This is a genomic window from Solibacillus sp. FSL W7-1464, assembly GCF_038004425.1.
In the GTDB taxonomy this organism is placed as follows: Bacteria; Bacillota; Bacilli; order Bacillales_A; family Planococcaceae; genus Solibacillus.
Genome location: NZ_JBBORC010000001.1, coordinates 2,779,801 through 2,804,665, shown reverse-complemented (window position 1 = coordinate 2,804,665; position 24,865 = coordinate 2,779,801). Strand labels below are relative to the sequence as shown.

23 protein-coding genes are annotated in these 24,865 nt (G+C 39.5%); 17 read left to right on the top strand and 6 right to left on the bottom strand.

Features of this window, described 5'->3' with window-relative positions:
- Positions 1 to 34: 34 nt before the first annotated feature.
- Both MKZ25_RS13830 and hisJ read right to left on the bottom strand, forming a co-directional pair.
- Positions 35 to 514 (bottom strand): GAF domain-containing protein, encoded by a 480-nt coding sequence (locus MKZ25_RS13830; protein ID WP_340802039.1) that lies wholly within the window; start codon positions 512 to 514, stop codon positions 35 to 37.
- A gap of 12 nt (positions 515 to 526) precedes the next feature.
- Positions 527 to 1,330 carry a histidinol-phosphatase HisJ gene (gene hisJ, locus MKZ25_RS13825; protein ID WP_340802038.1) on the bottom strand — a complete coding sequence of 268 codons (804 nt, stop codon included), beginning with the start codon at positions 1,328 to 1,330 and terminating at the stop codon, positions 527 to 529.
- A gap of 142 nt (positions 1,331 to 1,472) precedes the next feature.
- Here hisJ and ezrA point away from each other — a divergent pair, with 142 nt between their 5' ends.
- From ezrA to MKZ25_RS13780, 9 genes are all read left to right on the top strand, one after another.
- A complete protein-coding gene (ezrA, locus tag MKZ25_RS13820; protein ID WP_340802037.1) occupies positions 1,473 to 3,176 on the top strand; it encodes a septation ring formation regulator EzrA in 1,704 nt (567 codons plus the stop codon).
- Positions 3,177 to 3,362: 186 nt separating this feature from the next.
- Positions 3,363 to 4,511: a cysteine desulfurase family protein gene (locus MKZ25_RS13815; protein WP_340802036.1), complete on the top strand. Its 1,149-nt coding sequence runs from the start codon at positions 3,363 to 3,365 to the stop codon at positions 4,509 to 4,511.
- On the top strand, positions 4,508 to 5,719 hold the full coding sequence (gene thiI / locus MKZ25_RS13810; protein ID WP_340802035.1) for a tRNA uracil 4-sulfurtransferase ThiI: 1,212 nt from the start codon (positions 4,508 to 4,510) through the stop codon (positions 5,717 to 5,719). Before MKZ25_RS13815 ends, thiI begins: the two co-directional genes overlap by 4 nt.
- A gap of 110 nt (positions 5,720 to 5,829) precedes the next feature.
- Positions 5,830 to 6,036, top strand: a complete 207-nt coding sequence (locus tag MKZ25_RS13805) for an alpha/beta-type small acid-soluble spore protein (RefSeq protein ID WP_008407794.1) — start codon at positions 5,830 to 5,832, stop codon at positions 6,034 to 6,036.
- A gap of 177 nt (positions 6,037 to 6,213) precedes the next feature.
- Complete coding sequence (gene mbcS / locus MKZ25_RS13800) at positions 6,214 to 7,776, top strand: acyl-CoA synthetase MbcS (protein WP_340802034.1); 1,563 nt, start codon at positions 6,214 to 6,216, stop codon at positions 7,774 to 7,776.
- A gap of 244 nt (positions 7,777 to 8,020) precedes the next feature.
- A complete protein-coding gene (sppA, locus tag MKZ25_RS13795) occupies positions 8,021 to 9,031 on the top strand; it encodes a signal peptide peptidase SppA (RefSeq protein ID WP_340802033.1) in 1,011 nt (336 codons plus the stop codon).
- A 14-nt stretch (positions 9,032 to 9,045) separates the two neighbouring features.
- Positions 9,046 to 9,537, top strand: a complete 492-nt coding sequence (locus MKZ25_RS13790) for an RDD family protein (protein WP_340802032.1) — start codon at positions 9,046 to 9,048, stop codon at positions 9,535 to 9,537.
- A gap of 179 nt (positions 9,538 to 9,716) precedes the next feature.
- On the top strand, positions 9,717 to 10,223 hold the full coding sequence (gene tpx, locus MKZ25_RS13785) for a thiol peroxidase (protein WP_340802031.1): 507 nt from the start codon (positions 9,717 to 9,719) through the stop codon (positions 10,221 to 10,223).
- Between the two features lie 146 nt (positions 10,224 to 10,369).
- Complete coding sequence (locus MKZ25_RS13780) at positions 10,370 to 11,311, top strand: class I SAM-dependent methyltransferase (protein WP_340802030.1); 942 nt, start codon at positions 10,370 to 10,372, stop codon at positions 11,309 to 11,311.
- A gap of 59 nt (positions 11,312 to 11,370) precedes the next feature.
- On the opposite strand, the gene MKZ25_RS13775 is transcribed toward MKZ25_RS13780, so the two are convergent.
- Entirely contained in the window at positions 11,371 to 11,817 is a 447-nt protein-coding gene (locus MKZ25_RS13775; protein ID WP_340802029.1) for a universal stress protein, read from the bottom strand.
- A 330-nt stretch (positions 11,818 to 12,147) separates the two neighbouring features.
- Here MKZ25_RS13775 and ald point away from each other — a divergent pair, with 330 nt between their 5' ends.
- Positions 12,148 to 13,281, top strand: coding sequence for an alanine dehydrogenase (ald, locus tag MKZ25_RS13770; protein ID WP_340802028.1), 1,134 nt, complete (start codon positions 12,148 to 12,150; stop codon positions 13,279 to 13,281).
- A gap of 64 nt (positions 13,282 to 13,345) precedes the next feature.
- On the opposite strand, the gene MKZ25_RS13765 is transcribed toward ald, so the two are convergent.
- Positions 13,346 to 13,978: a 5,10-methylene tetrahydromethanopterin reductase gene (locus tag MKZ25_RS13765; RefSeq protein ID WP_340802027.1), complete on the bottom strand. Its 633-nt coding sequence runs from the start codon at positions 13,976 to 13,978 to the stop codon at positions 13,346 to 13,348.
- 188 nt (positions 13,979 to 14,166) lie between these two features.
- Positions 14,167 to 15,255 carry a M24 family metallopeptidase gene (locus MKZ25_RS13760; protein ID WP_340802026.1) on the bottom strand — a complete coding sequence of 363 codons (1,089 nt, stop codon included), beginning with the start codon at positions 15,253 to 15,255 and terminating at the stop codon, positions 14,167 to 14,169.
- A gap of 117 nt (positions 15,256 to 15,372) precedes the next feature.
- Here MKZ25_RS13760 and MKZ25_RS13755 point away from each other — a divergent pair, with 117 nt between their 5' ends.
- Positions 15,373 to 16,053: a metal-dependent hydrolase gene (locus MKZ25_RS13755; RefSeq protein ID WP_340802024.1), complete on the top strand. Its 681-nt coding sequence runs from the start codon at positions 15,373 to 15,375 to the stop codon at positions 16,051 to 16,053.
- Positions 16,054 to 16,265: 212 nt separating this feature from the next.
- A complete protein-coding gene (locus tag MKZ25_RS13750) occupies positions 16,266 to 17,573 on the top strand; it encodes a DRTGG domain-containing protein (protein WP_340802023.1) in 1,308 nt (435 codons plus the stop codon).
- A gap of 47 nt (positions 17,574 to 17,620) precedes the next feature.
- On the opposite strand, the gene MKZ25_RS13745 is transcribed toward MKZ25_RS13750, so the two are convergent.
- Entirely contained in the window at positions 17,621 to 17,932 is a 312-nt protein-coding gene (locus MKZ25_RS13745; RefSeq protein ID WP_340802022.1) for a YtpI family protein, read from the bottom strand.
- A gap of 92 nt (positions 17,933 to 18,024) precedes the next feature.
- Between MKZ25_RS13745 and MKZ25_RS13740 the strand changes: the two genes are divergently transcribed.
- From MKZ25_RS13740 to accA, 5 genes are all read left to right on the top strand, one after another.
- Positions 18,025 to 18,969, top strand: a complete 945-nt coding sequence (locus MKZ25_RS13740; RefSeq protein WP_340802020.1) for a DHH family phosphoesterase — start codon at positions 18,025 to 18,027, stop codon at positions 18,967 to 18,969.
- Positions 18,970 to 18,988: 19 nt separating this feature from the next.
- A complete protein-coding gene (gene dnaE, locus MKZ25_RS13735) occupies positions 18,989 to 22,063 on the top strand; it encodes a DNA polymerase III subunit alpha (protein WP_340802019.1) in 3,075 nt (1,024 codons plus the stop codon).
- Between the two features lie 239 nt (positions 22,064 to 22,302).
- On the top strand, positions 22,303 to 22,938 hold the full coding sequence (locus MKZ25_RS13730; RefSeq protein ID WP_340802018.1) for a FadR/GntR family transcriptional regulator: 636 nt from the start codon (positions 22,303 to 22,305) through the stop codon (positions 22,936 to 22,938).
- A 26-nt stretch (positions 22,939 to 22,964) separates the two neighbouring features.
- Positions 22,965 to 23,837, top strand: coding sequence for an acetyl-CoA carboxylase, carboxyltransferase subunit beta (gene accD, locus MKZ25_RS13725; protein ID WP_340802017.1), 873 nt, complete (start codon positions 22,965 to 22,967; stop codon positions 23,835 to 23,837).
- Positions 23,830 to 24,786 (top strand): acetyl-CoA carboxylase carboxyl transferase subunit alpha, encoded by a 957-nt coding sequence (gene accA, locus MKZ25_RS13720; protein WP_340802015.1) that lies wholly within the window; start codon positions 23,830 to 23,832, stop codon positions 24,784 to 24,786. The genes accD and accA overlap by 8 nt, the downstream gene beginning before the upstream one ends.
- Positions 24,787 to 24,865 lie beyond the last annotated feature (79 nt).

Genomic DNA, 24,865 nt, shown 5'->3' with positions numbered 1-24,865 from the left:
CGGAATCATTTTTCGGGCACTCCCTTTTTAGCGATCAAATATGTTTTAACAGTACATCCACAAATCTTTCCAAACCATCTTTATCTTCTGGAGTAAAACGTGCTTCAACCGGGCTGTCGATATCTAAAACACCTAAAACGACACCATTTTTAATTACAGGTATAACAATTTCCGATTTTGATGCCGCGTCACAAGCGATATGACCAGGGAAAGCATGAACATCGTCTACAACCATTGTTTGCTTATTGGCAACCGTTGTGCCGCAAACACCGCGCCCGACAGGAATTCGTACACAAGCAGGCAAGCCTTGGAATGGACCAAGCACCAATTCGCCTTCATTCATTAAATAAAATCCTACCCAGTTAATTTCTTTTAAAAAAGTATTTAATAAAGCTGATGCATTACTCAAGTTTGCGATTAAGTTATTTTCGCCTTCCAGCAATGCATCCAGCTGTTTCGACAGCTGTTCGTACTGTTCTGTTAGTGTTCCGTTATAAGTAATATTTCCAAACATAGAATCCTCCGATTAAAAAGTTATTTTTTTCTGTAATATTTCATAATGCTGATGTAAATCCGCTACTGTATGGGCATCAGAACCGAAAATAACTGGAATTTGTAAATTAATTGCCTGTTTCACAAACGGATAAGGAGGGTATGTCTCCTTACAATACGGTTTACTTAGACCAGCACTATTAAAATCCAGTTCATAATGACCGGTCTGCATCATCTTTAATAGTTCATCAATGTCAGCTGTATCATCGATTTGTTCGTTGTGTGCAAGCTGAAATTTATGAATCAATGTAGGATGTCCTATACGCTTAGGTTTGTATAAGCCTAAATCCGCCGTAATCGACTTTTTCACAGTTTCGTAGTATAGCTTATACATAGGAAGAATGCCGCCAACCTTATTGGCAAATTGTAAATATATTTCTTGTGAAAAGTCAATACATACATACTCGTCTTGGAAATGTAAAAAATGTACGGATAAAATCGCATCATCCAGTAATGGACCGACGTCGTTAAGAAATTGTTTTGTTTCGTGTTCATAGCCGACAATATAGTCGACCTCTAAGCCGATATTGATTTTAATATCAGTTTGATACTGTTTTTTTGCTCGCTTCAGTTCTTTAAAGTAATCCATCAAATAAGCAGGATTCATTCCGCTATCCTTGTCAGGCGTTGGATCGACAAAGTTTTCGGGTAAAGGAGCATGCTCCGTAAAAGTAATTTCTTTAAAACCGCTTGCTATCGCTTTTTCGACATATTTTTCTATCGAATCTGTAGTACCATGGGGGCAAAAAGGTGTGTGTATATGACCGTCTCGTTTCAATTGAATGACCTTCCTTCAAAATTATGGAATTTAAAAGTAAAAAAAGCTGGAAATAGTTAAACAAATATAAAAAAACATGTTATTATTAATATTACGTATATAGCTAAAAATATTGATTTTATTTGGGATTAGGGGGCTTACAATGATAAAGTATATCATCATTGTTGTCGTCGTACTATTAGCATTATTAATGGCAGGCTTAGTAGTAAGGCGCAAGCATAATGCAGAAATAGGACGATTAGATAAGGAAAAACTACAAATACAACATTATCCGATTTTTGAGGAGCTGGCGAAAGTAAAAGCCCTTAATATGAACGGTCAAACAGAAGAACTGTTTGAAAACTGGCGTAATCGTTGGTTGGATGTTGTCGATAAGCAAATTCCGAAAATTGACGAATTGTTATTTGATGCGGAAGAATTTGTCGACCGATTTAAATTTAACAAAGCAACAAATACAGAACGCGACATTGAACAAGAGCTTACAAAATGTGAGCAAGTACGAGTGCAGATTATAACAGAACTGGATGAATTGATCGGCAGTGAAGAGAAAAACCGAATCGAAATCGAGCAGCTGAAAGAATATTACCGTTCTGCACGCAAAACAATTTTGGCACACCAGCATTCATTTGGACCGGCTTTGGAAGCGTTGGAAAAAAAGCTTGAGCAATTCACACCAAAATTTGAAGAGTTTGATGAGTTAACAAAAGACGGCAACTATTTGCAGGCACGTGAAATAGTCCTCCAACTTAACAATGAAGCACAGGAAATTTTCAGTTTATTAAATGATGTGCCGACACTCCTTACGGAAATTCAAACTAAAATCCCAACTGCAATTTATGAACTTCGTAATGGCCAGCGTGAAATGGAAGAACAAAAGTATTATTTACGCCATTTAGAGCTGACTGAATATTTGAATGGGCTTGAGAGTGAACTGGAAATGTTGAAAGCGGCAATTGCTGAACTAAACCTGCCAGCTGTTTCGCCACGAATCCAAACAATTAATGATGAAATCGACCATTTCTATAATTTGCTGGAAAAAGAAGTAATGGCAAGAAAGTATGTGGAACGAAACTGTTCCGGCATGTACAGCGTGATTAATGATGTGATGCGTCTTACAAAAGACATCAATGATGAAGTCGCTTATGTACAGCATAGCTACCGTTTACAGGATAAAGAAGCGGAAATACCTAAAGTAGGCCTAAAGCATTTGGAAGTTTTACAAAGACGCTATGAATTGTTATCAACACGTGTTCAAGAAGAAAAATCTGCTTACTCGAGCTTGCAGGAAGAGCTAAAAGAAATTACTGATGAAATCGAGCAAATCGCCGAAGAGCAGGAAAAATTCTCGAATAAACTGAAAAATCTCCGTATTGATGAAAATAAAGCAAGAGCCGAATTGGAAACATTGAAGCGTTTATTGCAAGATACAGAGCGCCTGCTTGGACGTGCCAATATTCCTGGAATTCCGGAAGAGATGGATGCTAGATTAGAAGAAGCAGCAGAACAGATTTTTGTAGTTGTCCAAAGCTTGCAGGAAGTACCGTTAAATATTATCCAAGTAAACCAGCATTTACTTAATGCAAAGCAATCGATTGAAGAAACACATGAAAAAGCACAGGAAATGATTGAGAACGTATTAATTATTGAACGTCTTATTCAGTTTGGAAATCGCTACAGGGCAACGAATCGACAAGTACATGAAAATTTACTTGAAGCTGAAGACGCATTCAAGAAATTCCGCTACATAAAAGCACTGGAAGATGCAGCGAAAGCGGTTGAAATCATCGATCCAAATGCAATCAAACGCATTGAGGAGCTCGTTCAGGAGCAGCTGCTTACAAAATAATAAGCATAACGGTTACATGTTGATCCATTTAGCGTTATAATAAATAAGCACATTTATGAGGTTGTGTTAATCGTCAAATTGACGATTAACACAACCTCTCTCTTTGGTAAGTGATGAATATAAGCAGGACACTGTAATATCAGTAAGTTTAAGACAAATTAGTTTTAAAAAGAAGGTTGAGTATAGATGATATATTTAGATAATAGTGCAACAACGAAGCCGCACAAAGATGTCTTGGCGACATTTATGTTAGTGAATGAACAATATTATGCCAACCCTGCATCGATTCACCGTGCAGGTGTCGAGTCAAACGCCTTACTCACAAAAGCTCGGGAGCAATTGGCGAATATTCTTCATACAGAGGAAAAGAATATTTTGTTTACTTCCGGAGGTACGGAATCAAATAATGCAGCGCTTTTTGGTCTTGCTAAATCTAGCAATTTTAGAGGCAAGCATATTATTACGACAGAAATAGAACATCCTTCGATTTTGGAAGCGGTCAAGCGATTGGAAGAAGAAGGATATGAAATCGATTACCTAAAAGTAAATAAATATGGAGTCATATCTTTAGAGGAACTGCAGCAAAAGCTTCGCAAAGATACTATTATAGTGAGCATTATGCATGTGAATAACGAAATCGGAGCTGTTCAGCCAATTAAGGAAGCAGCCCAAATCATTCACCGTACATGCCAGGCGATGTTCCATGTGGATGCGATTCAAAGTTTCGGAAAGCTGCCTGTCTTTTTTGACGGAGACAATGGTCCAGATGTCATTTCCATTTCAGGTCACAAAATTCAAGGCTTAAAAGGAAGTGGCTTGTTAGCATTCCGTAAAAAACCACAACTGAAGGCATTTATCGTCGGTGGTGGACAAGAGTTTGGATTAAGAAGTGGTACGGTTGCAGTGCCGCAAGCCGTTTCATTGGCAAAAGCGGCCCGTTTAGCTATTGAGGGCATGCCGGGGAATGTTGAGAACTTTAGAAAATGGTCTGCAGATCTCCATCATTTCTTTGAGCAATTCGGGCAGGAAGTATATGTCCTTTCACCAAAAGACGGTGCACCGCATATTTTATCGTTCAGTGTAAGAGGACTTAAAGGCGAGATTTTAATAAATGCACTACAAAAACGTGATATTATCGTTTCAACATCAAGTGCCTGCTCTTCAAAACAGACGAAAACAAGCCATGTTGTGGAAGCATTAAATATCGATAGCCGCTATAAAAACGGAGTACTCCGTTTAAGCTTGGGCGCAATCAATACAGACGAAGATATTGTTTCATTCAAAGAGCAATTCACAATCGTAATGAAAGAATTAAAAGGAGATATTACGCAATGATTTTTAAAGAAATTTTGGTTCGCTATGGTGAATTATCAACAAAAGGTCGTAACAAAAAAGATTTTATCAGCCGTTTACGTGATAATGTACGTTATTCATTTAACGATATTGCACCACTGAAAATCCGTGCAGAGCGTGACCGTATGTTTATTGAAGTAGAAAATCAGGAAAAATTTGATGTACTAATGGATCGTTTACCACATGTTTTCGGAATCCAATCAATCAGCCCTGTTGCATCTTGTGAAAAAGATCTGGATGTGATGAAAGCTTTGGCCTTTGAAATTTTAGAAGACTATCGCGATAAAGGCGATTTGACGTTTAAAGTTGAAGTGCATCGTACAGATAAAACTTTCCCGTTGGACACGCATGAATTACAACGTGAAATGGGAGCTACGATTTTACCGAATTTCCCGAACTTTAAAGTACAGGTAAAGAAACCGGATTTCGCACTTCGAATTGAAGTTCGCGAAGACGCGATCTATATGATGGCTCAAGTGATCCAAGGTGCTGGAGGTATGCCGATTGGTTCAAACGGACGTTCACTGTTAATGCTTTCAGGCGGTATTGACAGCCCTGTTGCCGGTTACTTAATGATGAAACGCGGTGTTCGATTGGATGCGATTCATTTCTTCAGTCCGCCATATACGAGCGATAATGCATTACAAAAAGTGAAGGAACTTGCAAATGAATTAACAAAATTCGGTGCAAATATTCGCCTGCATGTCATCCCGTTCACAGAACTGCAAGTAGCAGTAAAAGACGCGGTGCCAGATAATATGTCAATGACATCAACACGTCGTATGATGATGAAAGTGGCAGATAAAGTACGTGAAGACATTGGCGCATTAGGTATTGTAACAGGCGAAAGCTTAGGGCAAGTCGCTTCACAAACATTGGAAAGCTTAACGGCAATTAATGATGTGACAAATACACCTATTTTACGTCCGTTAATTTCAGCAGATAAAAACGATATCATCAAAATTGCAAAAGATATAGGCACATACGAAACGTCAATTCAACCATTTGAGGATTGCTGTACAATATTTACACCATCCAGTCCGAAAACAAAACCAAAACTAGAAAAGGTTCAGCGTTTTGAAAGCTTTACGGAATTCGATGATTTAATTGATCGTGCTGTTAAAAACCGCGAAGTATATCAGTTCCCTCAGAAGGAAGTAAAAGAAGATAAATTCGCTGATTTATTATAATTTTTTGGAACTGATAATGATTTCCTAATCGAGCTATAATTTACCTGTGTTTTTTATGTATTAATCTTTCCTCCCGGTGCATTCTAATGTCACAAGGAGGTGAGAGACAGATGGCAAACAACAACAGCTCAAACAAATTACGTGTACCTGGTGCACAACAAGCTTTAGATCAAATGAAATATGAAATTGCACAAGAATTTGGTGTACAATTAGGTCCAGACGCATCATCTCGTGCAAACGGTTCTGTAGGTGGCGAAATTACGAAACGCCTAGTACAGATGGCTGAGCAGCAATTACGCGGCAACCAAAACCAATAATAATAATACGTTTTAAAGAAAGGAGCGCTGCTTTTAAAGTAGCGCTTCTTTTTTATTTTGTTAATAAATAATATTAGTTATGCAATAAAAAGTGGCGGAATATTTTGATATTACGGAAAATGATTATTATACTAAATATGTAAGGTTCATTTTTTTCAAACAAAGGGGAGTATCAAAATGAATGAAAATCAATTAGTTGCACCAGAAATTTATAATATTGTGAATGAATTTGAAAAGCATGATAATAAAAGCTCAAAAACAGCATTAGTATTTCAGGAAGAAAACGGACACCAAGAGCGTTATACATACGAAGAATTGCTACAAAGAGCAAACCAGGCTGCAAATGCCTTTTATGCACAAGGATTAAAAAAAGGAGATGTCATTTTAATTATGCTGCCTCGCTGTTTAGAAGCATATATTTCCTATATTGGGGCACTAAAAGCAGGTTTGGTCATTATTCCAAGTTCGGAACTGCTGCGGGCAAAAGATATCGATTATCGTCTAAACCATTCAGAGGCCAAGGCAATTATCGTGATGGAACAGTTCGTAAATGAATTCGAACAGGTAGAAAATTTAGCGAATGTAGAATGCTTTATCGTCGGGAATGAAAAAGAAGGATGGACTTCATTAATGGCGCTTGCAGGGAAGCAGTCAAACGAGTTCGATTCTGTTGAGACAAAAGCCGATGATCTGGCGTTTTTAGCCTATACGTCAGGCACGACTGGGAATCCGAAAGCCGTAATGCACTCACATGGCTGGGGATATGCACATTTACGTACAACGGCAGCTGAGTGGCTTGGAGTACGTGATGGCGATACAGTATGGGCAACTGCAGCTCCGGGATGGCAAAAATGGATTTGGAGTCCGTTTCTTGCTGTATTAGGCAGTGGTGCAACAGGGTTTGTGTACAAAGGGAAGTTTGATCCGACACAGTTTTTACACTTAATCGAACAGCAACAAATTAATGTACTTTGCTGTACGCCGACAGAATACCGGATGATGGCGAAATTAGATCAGTTAAATTCATTTAATTTAACTTCATTGCGCAGCGCCGTTTCAGCTGGTGAGCCTCTTAACCGCGAAGTGATCGAAACATTTGAGCGTGAGCATCAATTAACTGTACGTGATGGCTATGGTCAGACAGAAAATACATTGTTAATCGGATCATTATTAAATATGGAATTGCGCCCTGGCTCGATGGGGAAACCGACACCGGGAAATATCATTGATTTGATTAATGAAGATGGTGACCTTGTACCGGCTGGTGAAGTCGGGGATATTGCCGTACACAAATCGACTCCTGCTTTATTTAAAGGATATTATAAAGATCCTGAGCGTACAGCGGTTCAATATCGCGGGGATTGGTATGTAACAGGTGACCGTGCGACAAAGGATGAAGACGGCTATTTCTGGTTTGAAGGGCGCAATGATGACATTATTATTTCATCAGGCTATACAATCGGACCATTTGAAGTAGAGGATGCGTTAACAAAGCACCCTGCAGTACAGGAATGTGCTGTTGTTGCAAGTCCTGACGAAATTCGGGGGAATGTTGTAAAAGCATTTATCGTTCTTAAAGAAGTCTCGTTAAAAGAGAGTCCGACGATTGTAGAAGAACTGCAAAACCATGTGAAACAGCTGACAGCACCATATAAATATCCTCGAATTATCGAGTTTTTAGACGAATTACCTAAAACAATTTCAGGGAAAATCCGTCGAGTAGAATTGCGCGTAAAATAAGGGAAATAACATTGTTCGACAATTATTTCCCGGGTAATTAAAAAAGGTGGCGAAATTTGCCGCCTTTTTTTAACTTCTTTATGCCAGTACTTATAAGCTGAATTAATAAAAATAAGGCTTCCCCATTTGAAAACAGCTAAAGGTTGATTGTTAAAATGCTGTTGTGTCAAAATCGCTGAAGAAAATGGAGTTCGATGAAACTTTTTGTAAAATAGTTTCGTACATATATTGAGGAGGCGTGAAAATGAAGACAAAACGAGTTGTGGCACTAATTATTGCCGCCGTATTATTATTTTTCTCTATTGGGATCAATACGATCATTTCGATTTTTAAGACCGATTTCTTTACTAGTATCGACAATTTTATGGGTACGGAATCGCTCACATACGAAAACGTAGTGGAAAAAGGAGACTTAACGACACGAATTGCACATTTAACAGTAGATGGCGTAATCCAGGATGTTGGAGAACCGAGCATATGGGAAACGGTCGATTACAACCACCAGCTGTTTATGGAGCAATTGGATGCTGTACTGGAAGACAATACTGTTAAAGGGATTGTATTATCTGTAAATACTCCAGGTGGCGGTGTCATTGAATCAGAGGAAATATACCAGAAATTATTGAAAATAAAAGAGGAAAAACAAATTCCAATTTATGTATCGATGGGATCAATGGCTGCTTCTGGCGGTTATTATATTTCAGCACCGGCAGATAAGATTTTTGCTCAACGTGAAACAATTACCGGTTCGATCGGTGTTATTATGCAATCGATTAATTATGGGAAATTAGCCGAAAACTTTGGAGTCGAATTTGAAACAATCAAATCAGGTGAACATAAAGACATGTTTGGCGGTGTACGACCATCCACAAAAGAGGAACTGGCGATGCTGCAGGAAATGATCGATGAATCTTATGAGCATTTCGTTGATATTATCGAGGCTGGACGTAATATGTCTGAAGCGCAAGTAAAGAAAGTAGCAGATGGCCGTGTATTAGGCGGTACTCAGGCATTGCGTGCAGGGTTAGTTGATGAAATCGGAAATGAAGAAGCGACGATCAATGCATTACGCGCGGATTATGGATTGGAAGATGCAGCGCTGTTTGAATATACAATGGATACATCAAGCTGGGGTTCTTTATTAGGAGTGAAGCTGGGAACGATGTTGCGACCATCTGCCGAGTCTGAAGTATTGTCCAAAATTATTTCGACGACAAATTCACCTCGTATGATGTATTTATATGGTGACTACTAATAGGAGGGATTACGATGACTGACATAATCGAAGTAGTGGATGAGGCATCTGTCGTAAAGCCGCCTTCTATTAAACAAAAAACAGCCGGCTTCTGGATGCGCTTCTGGGCGTTCCTGTTGGATTCGGTTGTCATTAGTGCCATTATCGGCGTATCGATCAAACCGGTATTTGCATTGATGAATTGGGACGTTGCCAGCGATGTCTGGTATGCGCCGATGACAATTCTTTCGGGAATTATTTTCTATGCTTATTTTGTGCTTATGACAAAGTTTTTCAGGCAAACATTAGGGAAGATGACGTTTGGAATAAAGGTTGAAAAAGATGACGGGGAATCATTGGATTGGATGACCGTACTTTTCCGTGAAGGGGTAGGCCGATTCATTAATGGGACATTATTATACTTACCATACTTAATTGTCGCATTTTCACCAAACAACAAAAGCATTGCCGATTATTTTGCCGACACGGTCGTTGTTCATGAAAATATTTATACAAAAGATGTTTAGAAAATAGTAGCAAGGGAAATAAATAACTATCGACACCTTCTAAGCTGGAGAAGAGCTGTTTTGTAAGATTTATCTTATAAAAACAGCTCTTTTCTTTTTGTTTCTGAATACGAGCTCAGTTAGTTGCAATTGCTAAATCTTTTTTAGTAATATTAGGGAATATAAAGGAGGCGTTTAATATGGCACAAGTAACATTTAAAAACAATCCAGTAACACTAATCGGTAATGAGGTAAAAGTTGGTGATCAAGCACCGGATTTTACAGTACTTGCAAACGATTTATCACCAGTAACTTTAAAAGATTCTGAAGGTAAAATTCGCTTATTCTCGGTTGTTCCTTCATTGGAAACAGGTGTTTGCGATAAGCAAACTCGTACATTTAACGAAGCAGCGGCAAACTTAGGTGACAATGTTGTGATTTACACAGTGTCAATGGATTTACCATTTGCTCAAAAACGTTGGTGTGGAGCTGCGGGTATCGATAATGTTGTAACAGTATCAGACCACCGCGATGCATCATTCGGTGAAGCATATGGCGTACATATGAAAGAATTACGCCTTTTAGCACGTTCAATTTTTGTTGTTGATGAAACAGGGAAAGTTGCTTATGTGGAATATGTTCCAGAAGGTACAGACCACCCCAATTATGATGCTGCCATCGAAGCAGTAAAAGCACTATCAAAATAATTTCGTTTTGATTGATTTTGTTGTAAAGTAATTACATGTATGATTAACACCCACTCAATGTTTCATGATTGAGTGGGTTGTTCATTTAGCGGATATGTCGCAATCGAGCGAGAAATCCAAATGATTGGAATGAGGGAGTTAAGTTAATGGAGAAGTTTGAACAAATTTTCAAATATATTAATGACAACGCGGAAAATATTGCAGCACAGCAGGAGCAGGATTATTTGGAAGCGTTACTGCAAACTTTGGAAGACACACTGGACGGAAAATTTGAGTGGCAAGTAGAAGGTGCAACGAAGGAAGATATGCGTAAAGCAATCCAAATTGCGATTTTAAAAGGGATGCGTAAAAGTGCACAGCCAAACCACCAAATGACACCTGATACACTGGGGCTTATTGTAAGCCATTTTGTAGAGCAGTGCTTTGACCAGGAATTATCGGACGGGACCATCTCTATTGTGGACCCGGCACTCGGTACAGGGAATTTACTCTTTACGGTCATGAATTCATTGGAAGGAAAAGTGGTTGCTTCCGGTGTGGAAGTCGATGATCTATTAATTCGACTGGCGGCAGCGACAGGAGACCTTATCGAACAACCTGTTACACTATTCCGTCAGGATGCACTGGAAAAACTGTTAGTGGATCCGGTTGATGCGGTAGTATGCGACTTGCCTGTAGGGTATTATCCGAATGAAGAAGTAGCACTTGACTACGAATTATGCGCGGCAGAGGGAATGAGCTATGCACACCATCTGTTTATCGAGCAATCTTTAAATTATACAAAAGAAGGTGGCTTTGGGTTTTTCCTGATTCCGGCAAATTTATTCGAATCCGATCAGGCAAAACAGCTTCACCAGTATATTAAAGGACATGCGTGGATTCAGGCGGTCATCCAATTGCCGGACAACCTGTTCTCATCAAAAGCGCACGAGAAAAGTATCCTAATTTTACAAAAGCAAAGCGAGCAGTTAAAAGCACCGCGTGAGGTTTTACTGGCAAAAGTGCCGAAGATGTCAAACCGTGATGCTCTTGCGATGTTCTTTGAAAAAGTCAGCATGTGGAAAGAAAGCAATAATCAGAAACGATAAATGATAAATGCCATCGACTCAAATTGAGAAGATGGCATTTTGTATTTTACTTGTTTAAATCACTCCGGTGTACGGATTACTAATACGTCACATGTAGCTGAACGAACGATTGCTTCAGATACAGAACCGATCAGGAAACGTTCAACTGCATTTAAACCAGTTGCGCCACAAATAATTAAATCTGCTTCCACAACTTTTGAAAGATCTTTTGTAATAATATTTTTAGGAGAGCCATATTCAATAATCAGGTTAACGTTTTCAACGCCTTCTGCTTCAGCTTGTTTTTTGTAACCGCTTAACAGTTCTTCGGAATGCTGTTGGGCGCGCTCAGCAATTGAACGGTCATAAGCTTCTATAGCTGCGAAAGAACGTGTGTCGATAACGTTTACTAGGTTGAGTGTTGCACCTTCATTGCGTTTTGCAACATCGATTGATTTACGGAATGCATATTCTGCTTCTTTCGAGCCGTCTACTGCTACTACAATGCTTTTATATTGGTTTGCCATTTTCCATACCTCCTAATTATCTATAACTATATTATACCAAATAATTTTCCTATGAACATAATTTCTGCGCTGATATGTAAATGAAATACTATAAATTCCATAAAATAGTCACAAATATTGGATGTTTAGTATTCTGTTTTACTATTATAAAATATTTTTCTCCGCAAAATAATAGGATTTTCCATACAGTTGTAAGGCATGAGGACCCTATCACTTTTCAGAATAGAATTTACATTCAAAATCCTCTACTAATTTGCTGGTAAAATTGGTAAAATGGATTTGATTTATGTTAAGCATATTTCTAAGTGATTGTTAAAGGGAGGAATTACGTTGAAAATAGGGGTACCGAAAGAGATAAAGAACAACGAAAATCGAGTTGCGATGACACCAGCAGGGGTATTGTCATTAATTGCAAATGGTCACGAAGTATACATTGAAACAGGTGCAGGATTAGGTTCTGCATTTACGGATCAGGACTATATTGATGCGGGTGCCCATATTGTGCAAACAGCGGATGAAGCATGGGCTGGAGAAATGGTTTTAAAAGTAAAAGAACCTGTACAAAGCGAATACAAGTATTTCCGTGAAGGGTTAATACTATTTACGTACTTGCATTTAGCGCCAGAGCCAGAGTTGACTAAAGCTTTACTTGAAAATCGAGTAATCGGTATCGCCTATGAAACAGTTCAATTACCAAACGGTTCTTTACCATTATTAACACCGATGAGTGAAGTTGCAGGTAAAATGGCAACACAAATCGGCGCACATTATTTAGAAAAGCTGCCGGGCGGTAAAGGTATCTTGCTTGGTGGAGTATCAGGCGTTCCTCGCAGTAAAGTAACAGTAATCGGCGGTGGTATTGCGGGAACAAATGCAGCTAAAGTAGCAGTCGGCATGGGAGCGGATGTTACAATTATCGATTTGAATCCTGAACGATTACGCCAGCTTGATGATTTGTTCGGACGTGATGTTCAAACGTTAATTTCCAATCCGTATAATATTGCAGATGCTGTTCGTTCTGCGGATTTAGTGGTTGGCTCAGTACTGATTCCTGGAGCGAAGGCGCCAAAGCTAGTTACTGAAGAAATGATCCAATCGATGTCACCTGGATCTGTTGTTGTTGATATTGCGATTGACCAAGGCGGTTGTTTTGCAACATCTGAAAAAGTAACAACGCATGACAATCCAACATTTGTGAAACACGGTGTTGTGCATTATACTGTGGCAAATATGCCAGGAGCGGTTCCGCGTACGTCGACGATCGCGTTAACAAACAATACGGTTCCTTATGCATTGCAAATTGCGAATAAAGGCTTTTTACGTGCATGCCTGGACAACCTTGCTTTAAAACGCGGTGTCAATACATTGGACGGTAAAGTTGTATACCGTGCAGTAGCAGATGCACAAGGGCTGGAATTTGCAGAAGTAGAAGATGTATTAGGTGCACTGACAGGATTAAATTAATAAGCATTTTACAGCAAAAATCCGCTACGAAACCAAACGTAGCGGATTTTTTTATGAGGTCATTTTATTTAACCGAAATTAATTCAGTTGTAATGTTACCTTCAAAATCGGTAATACGAATAATACCGTGATCTTTTGCCAAGTAGATTTTCGAGCCGTTTGGATAATTTAGCACTACTACATTGTGGAACGTCCCTGCTTTTGTTTTAACTGTTGCACTTGTACTTTCAACATATACTGGTGTTGTTTCAGTCGTGCCATCATATAAATAATCCGTATCGGTAATTGTTGTCTTTTCTTTCATCGGATAGCTTAATGAGAAGAAAAAAATATCTGAATACGCAACACCTAATGCAAGCTGCTGCTGATCTTCAATATACGTATAACCGATATAATCATTTTCCAGCAATTCTACCGAGTTTTCGATCGAGTTATTTTTAGAAGCCGTATAGGTTTTTTGACCGGCATCTTCAAAAGATGGTTTATACGTATAACTGCGATTTACTTTTGGCATAAAGCTATTTGAGACAGGGGCTTTTTCCTTTACCGCTTTGTCCGTTGATGCATTATTTGAAATGGCTTCATTATTAGTTTTACCTGTTTGACTAGCTTCGGCTTGCGTACCCCATTCAATTTGACTTATTGGCAATAGTGTAAGCACAATTATAAGTAGCGTTGTAAATGACCATTTTTTCATAATGCACCACTTCCTTTCGGTTATTCTTAAGTAATTAATATTCTATTCCACATTTTTGCTGTTAGAAAACCAGTTAAAAATTGTAAAGTACATAACAAAAAGCGAGCAACCCTTTCAAAAGGGCCTGCTCGCTTAGTATATGCAAATCTAATAGTTTCTATTCAATCAAAATAACTATTAATAATATATTATAGAATTACAAGTTCTTTTGTAAATGATGTAAGTACTTCTACACCATCTTTTGTTACAACTACATCATCTTCGATACGCACGCCTGCAGCATTCGTTTTATAGATGCCGGGTTCAATTGTAAATACTGTACCTTCATTTAGGGTATATTCGTTGGCCCCGTTGATTGACGGGAACTCGTGAACAGAAATACCAAGACCGTGACCTAAACGGTGTGTGAAATATTGGCCGTAGCCTGCATCTGTGATGACATCTCGGGCAATTTTATCCAAGTCCATTGCGCGGACTCCTGGTTTAACTGCATCAATTGCTGCTTCGTTTGCGCGGCGAACAGCATTGTAAATTTCAATTTGTTCGTCATTTGGCTGGCCGAATGCTACTGTTCGCGTAATATCTGAACAGTACCCATCGTAAATAACACCTAGGTCAAATAAGATAAGGTCACCTTTTTTTACTTTGCGGTTGCCAGGTGTGCCATGAGGAGAAGCTGCTTTTTCTCCTGCCAATACCATCGTATCGAAGCTCATTGCATAGCCTTTTGCCTTAATAGCTGATTCGATTGTATTTAAAATTTCCATTTCTGTTACACCTTCTGCGATTGCATCACAACCAACTTGAATTGCATAGTCTGCTAACTGGGCAGCTTTACGTAATTTTTCAAGTTCCGTTTCGTCTTTTGAAATCCGGAGCGCGTTAATTTTTTCATCAATACCTTCAAATTTCAATTGCTCATAACGTTCTTGAATCGCTTCCAAACGCTCAACCGTTAAATGAGATTTCTCGATAGCCAATGTGTCAAAGGCAATATTGCGATCCGCTACACTTTTTGCGACAACATCCCAGGCATTTTCTGTATCTTCATGTCCGACAACGTCAAAAGTCCATCCTGCTGCTACCGCATCCGGCATTTCCATTTTCGGACAAATTAAAAATGGTTCTGCATCCTTAAATACCATAACTCCAAGTAAGCGTTCATGCGGCTCACTTCTAAAACCGGAAAAGTAAAAGACATTGTCAGGTGTTGTAATAAAAGCAGCATCCCAACCATTTTCAAATAAATGATTTTGTAATTGTTTCAATTTCGACATTGTATAAACTCCTTTGTTATTCAAATAATGAATTCGCGGTATAAGCATATCAAAAAAAGGAGAATTATGCATAAATATCGAATGATACAGGGAAGGTTATTTTAGGAGGTATGTTATATGCAAATTTCATTTCACGGCCATTCCGTCGTAAAGATTGTGACAAATGGGACTACGATTTTAATAGACCCTTTCATTAATGGAAATGGACAGACAGATTTAAAGGTTGAAAATGAAAAACCGGATGTCATTTTACTGACACATGGACATAATGATCATGTTGGAGATACTGTCCAATTGGCAAAAACGCATGATGCACTTGTAGTTGCTCCAAATGAGCTTGCGGACTATTTAGGTTGGCAGGGATGCAGAGTCCACAATATGCATATTGGTGGTGCCCGCCAATTTGAATTCGGGAAAGTGAAATTTACCCAGGCATTTCATGGCTCTTCATACGTAACGGAAAACAACGAAATTATCTATATGGGAATGCCTGCCGGAATTTTATTTACGGCAGAGGGTAAAACAATTTACCATGCTGGTGATACGGCATTATTTGGGGATATGGAGTTAATCGGAAAACGTCATCCGATTGATATTGCCTTTTTACCGATTGGCGACAACTTTACAATGGGACCTGAGGATGCTGCTTATGCGGTTTCGTTATTGAAGCCGAAAATTGTAGTACCGGTTCACTACAATACATTCCCGCCGATCCAACAAGATCCTGCCGACTTTGCGAAACTTGTTGAAGACGCAGAAGTCCAAGTATTGCAGCCAGGTGAATTTGTGAAGTTCTAACTTCCGGCTGTCTGTATCAATTCTATAATTGAAACTTAACACTTAAACTGCCCAACACTAATTTGTTGGGCAGTTTGTCTTATTTATTCCTTGAGCTTTTCCTTACATTTATAAGCAATTATACGGGTATATGTATTGAAATTAGTATAATTGCGCTGTTTAAATATGGTACACTAAAGACATAAATGAATGATGAGAAATAGGTGATGTAATTGTCAACGAAACACGAGAAGATTTTACAATACATTGAATCACTACCAGTTGGCGATAAAATTTCGGTTCGTCAAATTGCAAAGGAAATGCTAGTGAGTGAAGGAACAGCTTACCGAGCGATAAAAGAAGCTGAAAATCGACGTCTTGTAAGCTCAATTGAACGTGTAGGAACGATTCGAATTGAAAAGAAAAAGAAAGAAAATATTGAACGCTTAACATTTGCTGAAATTGTAAACATTATAGATGGACAGGTTTTAGGCGGGAAATCAGGTCTCCATAAAACATTGACGAAGTTTGTAATTGGTGCAATGAAGCTTGATGATATGATGCGCTATACAGATGCAGGGAGCCTGCTCATCGTCGGAAACCGTACACAGGCCCATGAATATGCATTGAAAACAGGAGCAGCTGTCTTAATTACGGGCGGTTTTGATACAATAGAATCCAATAAAGACCTGGCCGATGAATTGGATCTGCCGATAATTTCGACAACGTATGATACATTTACAGTGGCGACGATGATCAACCGGGCGATTTACGACCAGCTGATTAAAAAAGATATTTTACTGATTGAAGATGTATATGTCCCGATGGAAGATACGGCTGTATTAAAAAATAATGATACAATTGAGGATTTCCATAGACAGAACCGTCGTACGACACACGGGGCTTTCCCTGTAGTAACAGGTCAAAACAGACTTGTCGGTATGATCACGAGCAAGGACGTAATCGGGAAAGAAGAATCAGAGCCGATTGATAAAGTAATGACGAAGAACCCGATTGCTGCATCGATGAAAACAAGTGTCGCTTCTGCGGGACACCGAATGATATGGGAAGGAATCGACCTGCTTCCTGTTATCGATGAAGAAGGGCTGTTAAAAGGGGTTATCAGTCGTCAGGATGTATTGAAGGCGATTCAATTAGCACAGCGGCAACCTCAGCATGGCGAGACGATTGATGATTTAGTGAAAAATGAAATGCGCGTCATGGGTGAAGAGGACATTGAAGTAGAATTTACGGTTACACCGCAAATGACGAATCAATTCGGTGCAATTTCATATGGAGCCTTTACCATCCTATTATCCGAAGTCGGTGCTTTTGCATTGAAGCGCCGTAAGCGTGGGGAAGCGGTAGTAGAAAATATGAATATTTACTTTATCAAGCCAGTTCAGATGGAAAGCGTATTAACGGTCCGTCCTAGAATTTTGGACATGTCCCGTAAATTCGTGAAAATGGACTTTGAAGTATACAGCGCGACAAATCTTGTAGGAAAAGCGATGATGACATTCCAGCTATTAGAACGATAAAAAAAGGTCATGCTGAAAGTAAATCGCTTTCAACTGACCCCGTACTATTACCTGTTTAGTTCATATTCTTCTTTTATGTATCGGCCTTCATGCTGCATCCGTTTATAGTTATTGACGCCTAAACCGGCACCAATGATAAGGAAAACAGCTGCAACGGCAAACCCGAGAATATCCGGATACAAAATCGTTGCATTCAGACCAAAGAAGATGAGAAACGCGGCAAGCGCAACTCCGGCTTTCGCAGTATACCATTTACGACGGATAGGCAGTGTCGAACGGAACTGCTTAGTTTTAAAATAAAAATAAAATACTAGTGACGCTATAATACAGGCAACAAACAGAAAATTTAAGTAAACCATATTGAACCTCCTAATAGCCAAACTACTAAATATTGTAACGATTTTTAAAGGAAAATGATATAGGTATTCATTATGGACGAGGAGGAAATGTATTGAAACGTCAAATAATTGACAAAATTAAACAATATGAAACAATTGTACTGCATCGCCATGTAAGACCGGATCCCGATGCGTATGGTTCACAAATAGGGCTGGCAGAATTAATCCGGGCAAATTATCCGGAGAAAGCGGTATACACAGTCGGTGAGCATGACGACTCATTATCTTTCATGGCATCTCCTCAGCAAGTTGAAGATGCACAGTTTAAAAATGCACTGGTCATTGTGACAGATACTGCGAATACAGAACGTATTGATGATCAGCGCTATGTAAACGGTGACTTTCTTATTAAAATAGACCACCACCCGAATGATGATGCTTACGGTGATTTGTTATGGGTGGATACGGATGCTAGTTCATGCAGTGAAATGATTTATGAACTATACGAAGAAGGTAATACGTATGCAGATTGGAATATGTCAGATGAAGCAGCACGCCTGTTATTTGCAGGAATTGTCGGCGATACAGGGCGTTTTTTATATCCGAGTGCGAGCCCGAAAACATTTGAAACTGCAGGACAGCTTGTACAATATAATTTCGACCGAAATGAAGTATTTGATGGTATGTACGAAATGGAACGTAAACTATTAAATCTTCAAGGTTATATATACCAGCATTTTGAAATGGACGAAAACGGTGCGGCCTCGATTAAATTGCCTGCAGCCATATTACAGCAATATGATGCTACACCATCCGAAACATCGCTATTAGTCAGTTCATTGGGCAATGTAAAGAATATCCGAGCATGGGTGATGTTCATTGAAGACAATGATACAATACGCGTTCGTATACGTTCGAAAGGTCCGGTTATCAACGGCTTGGCGAAAAAGTATAATGGGGGCGGACATCCGCTGGCATCCGGTGCCACAGCTTATTCTTGGGAAGAAGCTGATCGAGTAATTGAAGATTTAAAAGTCATTTGCAGTGAATATAAATAATATGATGGAGGGATGACGGGTGGCTGTATATCCGCAAGTACGGACAAGTGCCGATTTATTGAAAAGTACAATTCGTATAGATGAGCTCATCCCTTTTTTACATCAGCAAAAGGCAAAAAGCTGTGCAATTGTTAATACGAAATTGTACGGACTTTTGCCTTTTTGGTTTGAAATGAAAAGGGCAGGAATTCATCCGGTAGTAGGCTTGACAATTCAACTTGAAATGACGGAAGACGAATCATTACCGCTTGTTTTATATGCTAAAACAAATGAAGGGTATCGTAACTTATTAAAAATTTCCAGTAGTATCGCTATTCGACCGGAGCAAACGATTCCGTTAAGGTGGCTGCTTGCCTATGGGAAAGGGATTGCATTTATGGTACCTGTGCTTGAAAAGCAGGCACTATGGCTGCAGCAGAAAGCAGAACCACTATTGAACGAAATTATTAAGGCCTATCCGGCTGAAGTATATATCGGGATTTCCCGTTTATCCGCCACGGCAGGTTTGGAAAGTTCGGCAGTGCAGCTTGCTGAAAAAAATGCTCTGCCGATTGTTGCGACACATGAAAGTCTGTTTTTTAATGACGAGGATTTTTTTGCCTATGAAGTGGCACAGGCCATTCACACCGGTGTAAAACTTAGTGATGCTGTAGAAAGCAATAAACAGGAAAATCATTTACTGACAGCAGAACAGTGGCAGCAGAAGTTTCATGATCAGCAACAATGGCTCATACAAATGGAAAATCTATTACTGAGCTGTCAAATTGAAATAAACACAACGAATGTCTATATGCCAAAGTTTCCGGTTGGCGAAGGAGAGACAGTGGAAAACTTGCTGCAGCAGCAAGTAGTGGCTGGTTTACAGCATCGTTTAAATATGCACACATTGCCAACTCAGTATGTTGAACGGATAAACTATGAACTTCATGTGATCCAATCGATGGGCTATTCGGATTATTTTCTCATTGTTGCGGACTTTATGAAGTTTGCCCGTGAAGCGCAAATATTAACAGGCCCTGGCCGTGGTTCTTCCGCGTCTTCTCTTGTCGCATTTGCACTCGAGATTACACAGGTGGACCCATTGCAATATGATTTGCTGTTTGAACGTTTTTTAAATCCGGAGCGTATTACATTGCCGGATATCGATATCGACTTTTTAGATACGAGACGGCATGAAGTGATTCAGTATGTTGCGAAAAAATATGGCAAACAATATGTCGCACAAATTATTACGTTCGGTACACTATCTGCAAAAGCGGTTGCCCGCGATGTTGCCCGTATGTTTAATTTCGAAAGTGAAGCATTGGAAATGATTTCAAAGCTGATACCGAATAAGCCCGGAATTACACTGAAAGAAGCATATGGAATGTCGGAAAACTTAAGAGCCTGGATTACAGCAGAGCCAATCCGCCAAAAGTGGTTTCAAACATCTCTTCGGCTGGAAGGACTTCCAAGAAATGCGTCGACACACGCAGCAGGAGTTGTTTTAAGTCCTGTTCCATTAGTCGATGTCGTACCAATCGAAGAAGGACATGACGGAATATTTTTAACGCAGTGGCCGATGCAGGAAGTAGAGCAAAACGGATTATTGAAAATTGATTTTTTAGGGCTCCGGAATTTAACGATTTTAGAGCAAATACGGAAGTCGATTCAGTTTACCCATAATACTCAAATCAATTTTAATCAAATTCCGCTCAATGATGAGAAGACATTTGAACTTTTACAAAATGGCGACACGAATGGTATTTTCCAGCTAGAGTCGGATGGCATGAAAAATGCACTCCGTGAAATTAAACCGACCCACTTTTTAGACATTGTTGCAGTCAATGCATTGTATCGACCGGGCCCGATGGAATTTATTCCGATGTATGCAAGAAGAAAACATAAAAAAGAACAGGTAATCATGCCGCATCCGCATTTAACACCGATTTTGGAAGAAACATACGGCGTTATTATTTATCAGGAGCAGATCATGCGCATTGCGAATGTGATGGCGGGCTTTTCTTTTGGACAGGCTGATTTACTTCGTCGAGCTGTGAGCAAAAAGAATCGGGATGTACTAGAACAGCAGAGAGCCTCTTTCGTAAAAGGCGCGTTAACAAAAGGCTATACACAGCAGGCGGCAGAAGAAGTGTATGCACTGATCGTCCGGTTTGCCGATTATGGCTTCCCGAAAAGCCATGCTGTTGCATATAGTGTCATCTCTTATCAGATGGCGTACTTGAAAGCCAATTATCCGGTCAATTTTTATGCTGCCCTTCTTACAAATGCAACGGGGAATCCGGAAAAGCTTGCTCAAATCCTAATGGAGGCAAAAGCTAAGAGAATCGAAATTTTGCCGCCGTCGATCAATCGTAGTATGCGCCACTTTAAAGTGGAAAGCGGGAAAATCAGATTTAGTTTATCAGTGATTAAAGGAGTACCGCAGCCATTTATGCAAAAGCTGTTAATTGCGCGGGAAGAAAGGCAGAAGTCCTTTGATTCTATATTTGATTTGGCAGTGACGCTGACGACAGCGAATTTCAACAGAAAAATTATCGAACCGCTCATTAAAGCAGGCGCACTCGATGAATTCGGCAAGGATCGTGCCACTTTACTCGCTACTATTGAAGGTGCGCAAAAACAGGCCGATTTCGTACGACCGGGCGGGGATGACTTGTTTGAAGGGGCACTGCTCGCATTCGGCAAACCGAAATATAGTGAAACATCCCCAATGCCGGAAAAAATCAAGCTGCAGTATGAAAAGGACGTGCTCGGTTTTTACTTATCAGATCATCCGATCGTAAAATTGCGAAGCCATTACCCGGAAGTAACCGCAACTGTTCAGACGTTGGCGCAGCTTAAAGACAATGCATTCGTAAAAATGATCGGTCAAGTTCGGGAAATGCGTCAGCTCCGCACAAAGCGCGGGGAACTGATGGCATTTGTTCAGATGGAAGATGAGTTTGGTACGGTGTCTTTAACATTATTCCCGAAAGAATATGAGCTAGTTGCCGGGAAAATTCAGGAAGAGGGACTGCTCTATATCGAGGGGTTTTACGAGCATCGATTTAATAAACAACAAATAAAAGTTAAACAGATTATTATAAAATAAATAGTATTAAAGAGCGCCTTCTACTAGCTTTAGAGGCGCTCTTTTTATATGGATTCATCTAAATTTATCGAAAAAACGTAAATCCGGTTATATATTCGCAAATTTTATTATATATAAAATATAAGTTTTATATTTTCTCTTTACAATGTGAAAAACATTTTGTATTCTTACTTTAGTAACTGGTCTGACCACTTTTGTTAATAATAATGGAACTCGTTAGTCACGGTGAGGTGAAATATGTGGAAGATAAGCCCGCAAAAAAGATGTTTATTCAAATTGTTAAGCAATTACACGATTTAATTGCGGAACAAAATATTCAGGAAGGGCAAAAGCTTCCTTCAGAAAGAACGTTAAGCGAACAGCTGCAAGTGGGAAGGTCTTCGGTTCGGGAGGCACTCCGCAGTCTGGAGCTTCTTGGTTTAATCGAAACAAGGCATGGCGGTGGTACATATTTGGCAAGTATGCAGCACCATCAGTTTGTTGAAATCGTCGGATCATTTATTTTGCAGGACGAAAAATCGATTGCGGATGTGCATGCAACGAGAGAAATGCATGAAAAAGAAGCGATTCGAATTGTTTGCCAGTCTGAAAATTTGAGGGCACTGCCGATTTGGGAGAGCTTTTTTATAAAAGTAGAGCTAGGGCAGGAGTTAAAAAGAGAAGACATACTTCGTGAGTGTATGATCGTTTCAGGTAACCGGCTTGCATTAAAAATTTGGCTCCAGCTTCTTTCTTTCAGCAATAATTTATTGGCAAATGAGATTACAGAAGAAGAGAAAATGGAATTAAAAATACTGCTTGCTTCACTGCAAATGGGTTATATACACGAAGCAATTGATTCATATGAAAAATGGATGGTCATTATTAAAGAATGATTATGTGAATATAAAGGGGGATTACGATGGCGATTCGTGATTTATTTACAATTAGTCGTAAAAAAAATACAGATAATATTACTAAAAAAGAAGATGAAAAATCCTTTCCGGAAGGCATCGTGACAAAATGTCCTAAATGTAAAACGATTCATGTCACAAAAGAACTCGAAAAAAACTTAAAAGTATGCGCAAAGTGCCAGCATCATTTTACTTTAAAAGCCAATGAAAGAATTGCCTGTTTTTTAGACGAGGGTTCGTTTGTTTCAATGGATGATCATCTTCAAACTACCAATCCGTTAAACTTCCCTGCCTATGTTGAAAAAGTGGAAGCGGATATTAAGAAGACAGGGTTAAATGAAGCTGTATTGACAGGTGTAGGTGCATTGAAAGGGATGCAGGTCGTTGTTGCGGTAATGGATTCTCATTTCCGAATGGGGTCGATGGGTTCCGTTGTTGGCGAAAAAATTACCCGTGCTGTAGAGAAGGCGACAGAGCTGAAAGTGCCGTTCATTATCTTTACGGCAAGTGGCGGTGCGCGAATGCAAGAAGGGGTCTTGTCATTAATGCAAATGGCAAAAACGAGCGTTGCTTTAAAGCGCCATAGCGAGGAAGGCTTACTATATATATCAATATTAACGCATCCGACTACAGGTGGTGTATCGGCAAGTTTTGCATCGATCGGCGATTATAATATTGCAGAGCCTCAAAGTCTGATTGGGTTTGCGGGACGTCGTGTAATAGAACAAACGGTACGTGAAAAGCTGCCGGATGATTTCCAGACTGCAGAATTTTTATTAGATCATGGACAGCTTGATGCAATTTTTAACCGGACAGAAATGCGCGACAAAATTGCAACAATCGTTAAGCTGCATGTACAGGGAGGCGTATCGCATGTCTAAATTAATGGCATTTGAAGAACCGGTTGTAAAACTTCGTGAAAAAATTGTAGAGCTGAAAACAATTGCCACGGAAGCAGATGTGGATATGAGCGGTGAAATTGACAAGTTGGAAACACGCTTGCAGGAACTTGAAAAAAACGTATATGCAAATATGGAGCCTTGGCACCGTGTGCAAGTAGCCCGCCATGCTGACCGTCCAACAACACTTGAATATATTGAGCGTATTTTTGAAGATTTTATCGAAGTGCATGGGGATCGTACATTTAAAGATGATGCAGCAATTGTCGGCGGGATTGCATCATTCAATGGTCAGCCAATTACGATTATTGGCCACCAACGCGGGAAAACGACAAAGGAAAATATTCGACGCAATTTTGGTATGCCTCATCCTGAAGGCTACCGTAAGGCGTTACGTTTAATGAAACAGGCAGAAAAATTCAAACGCCCAATTATTTGCTTTATCGATACGAAAGGGGCATATCCGGGGAAAGCAGCTGAGGAACGCGGACAAAGTGAAGCGATTGCGCGGAATTTGTTTGAAATGGCCGGAATTCGGGTACCGATCATTAGTATTGTAATTGGTGAAGGTGGAAGTGGCGGTGCGCTTGCACTAGGGGTTGCAAATAAGATTTTGATGCTTGAAAACTCAACGTATTCGGTAATTTCCCCTGAAGGAGCTGCATCAATTTTATGGAAGGATGCAAGCTATGCTAAAGAAGCGGCTGAAGCGATGAAAATAACAGCCCTCGACTTAAAGCAGCTTAAAGTTATTGATGGGATTATTCCGGAAGTTGCCGGCGGTGCCCATAAGGATATTGAGCAGCAGGCGGTATTTATGAAAGAATATCTTACAAACGTTTTAAATGATTTAAATAAAGAAAATGCAGAAGAATTAGTTGAAAATCGTTATATGAAATTTAAAAATATTGGGCAGTATATAGAACAATAAGGTTGTTTTATAACAGTAGTATACTTTGAAGAATGCGTGCGAGCGCATTCTTCATTTTTTTCAAAAGCTTTACAATTTG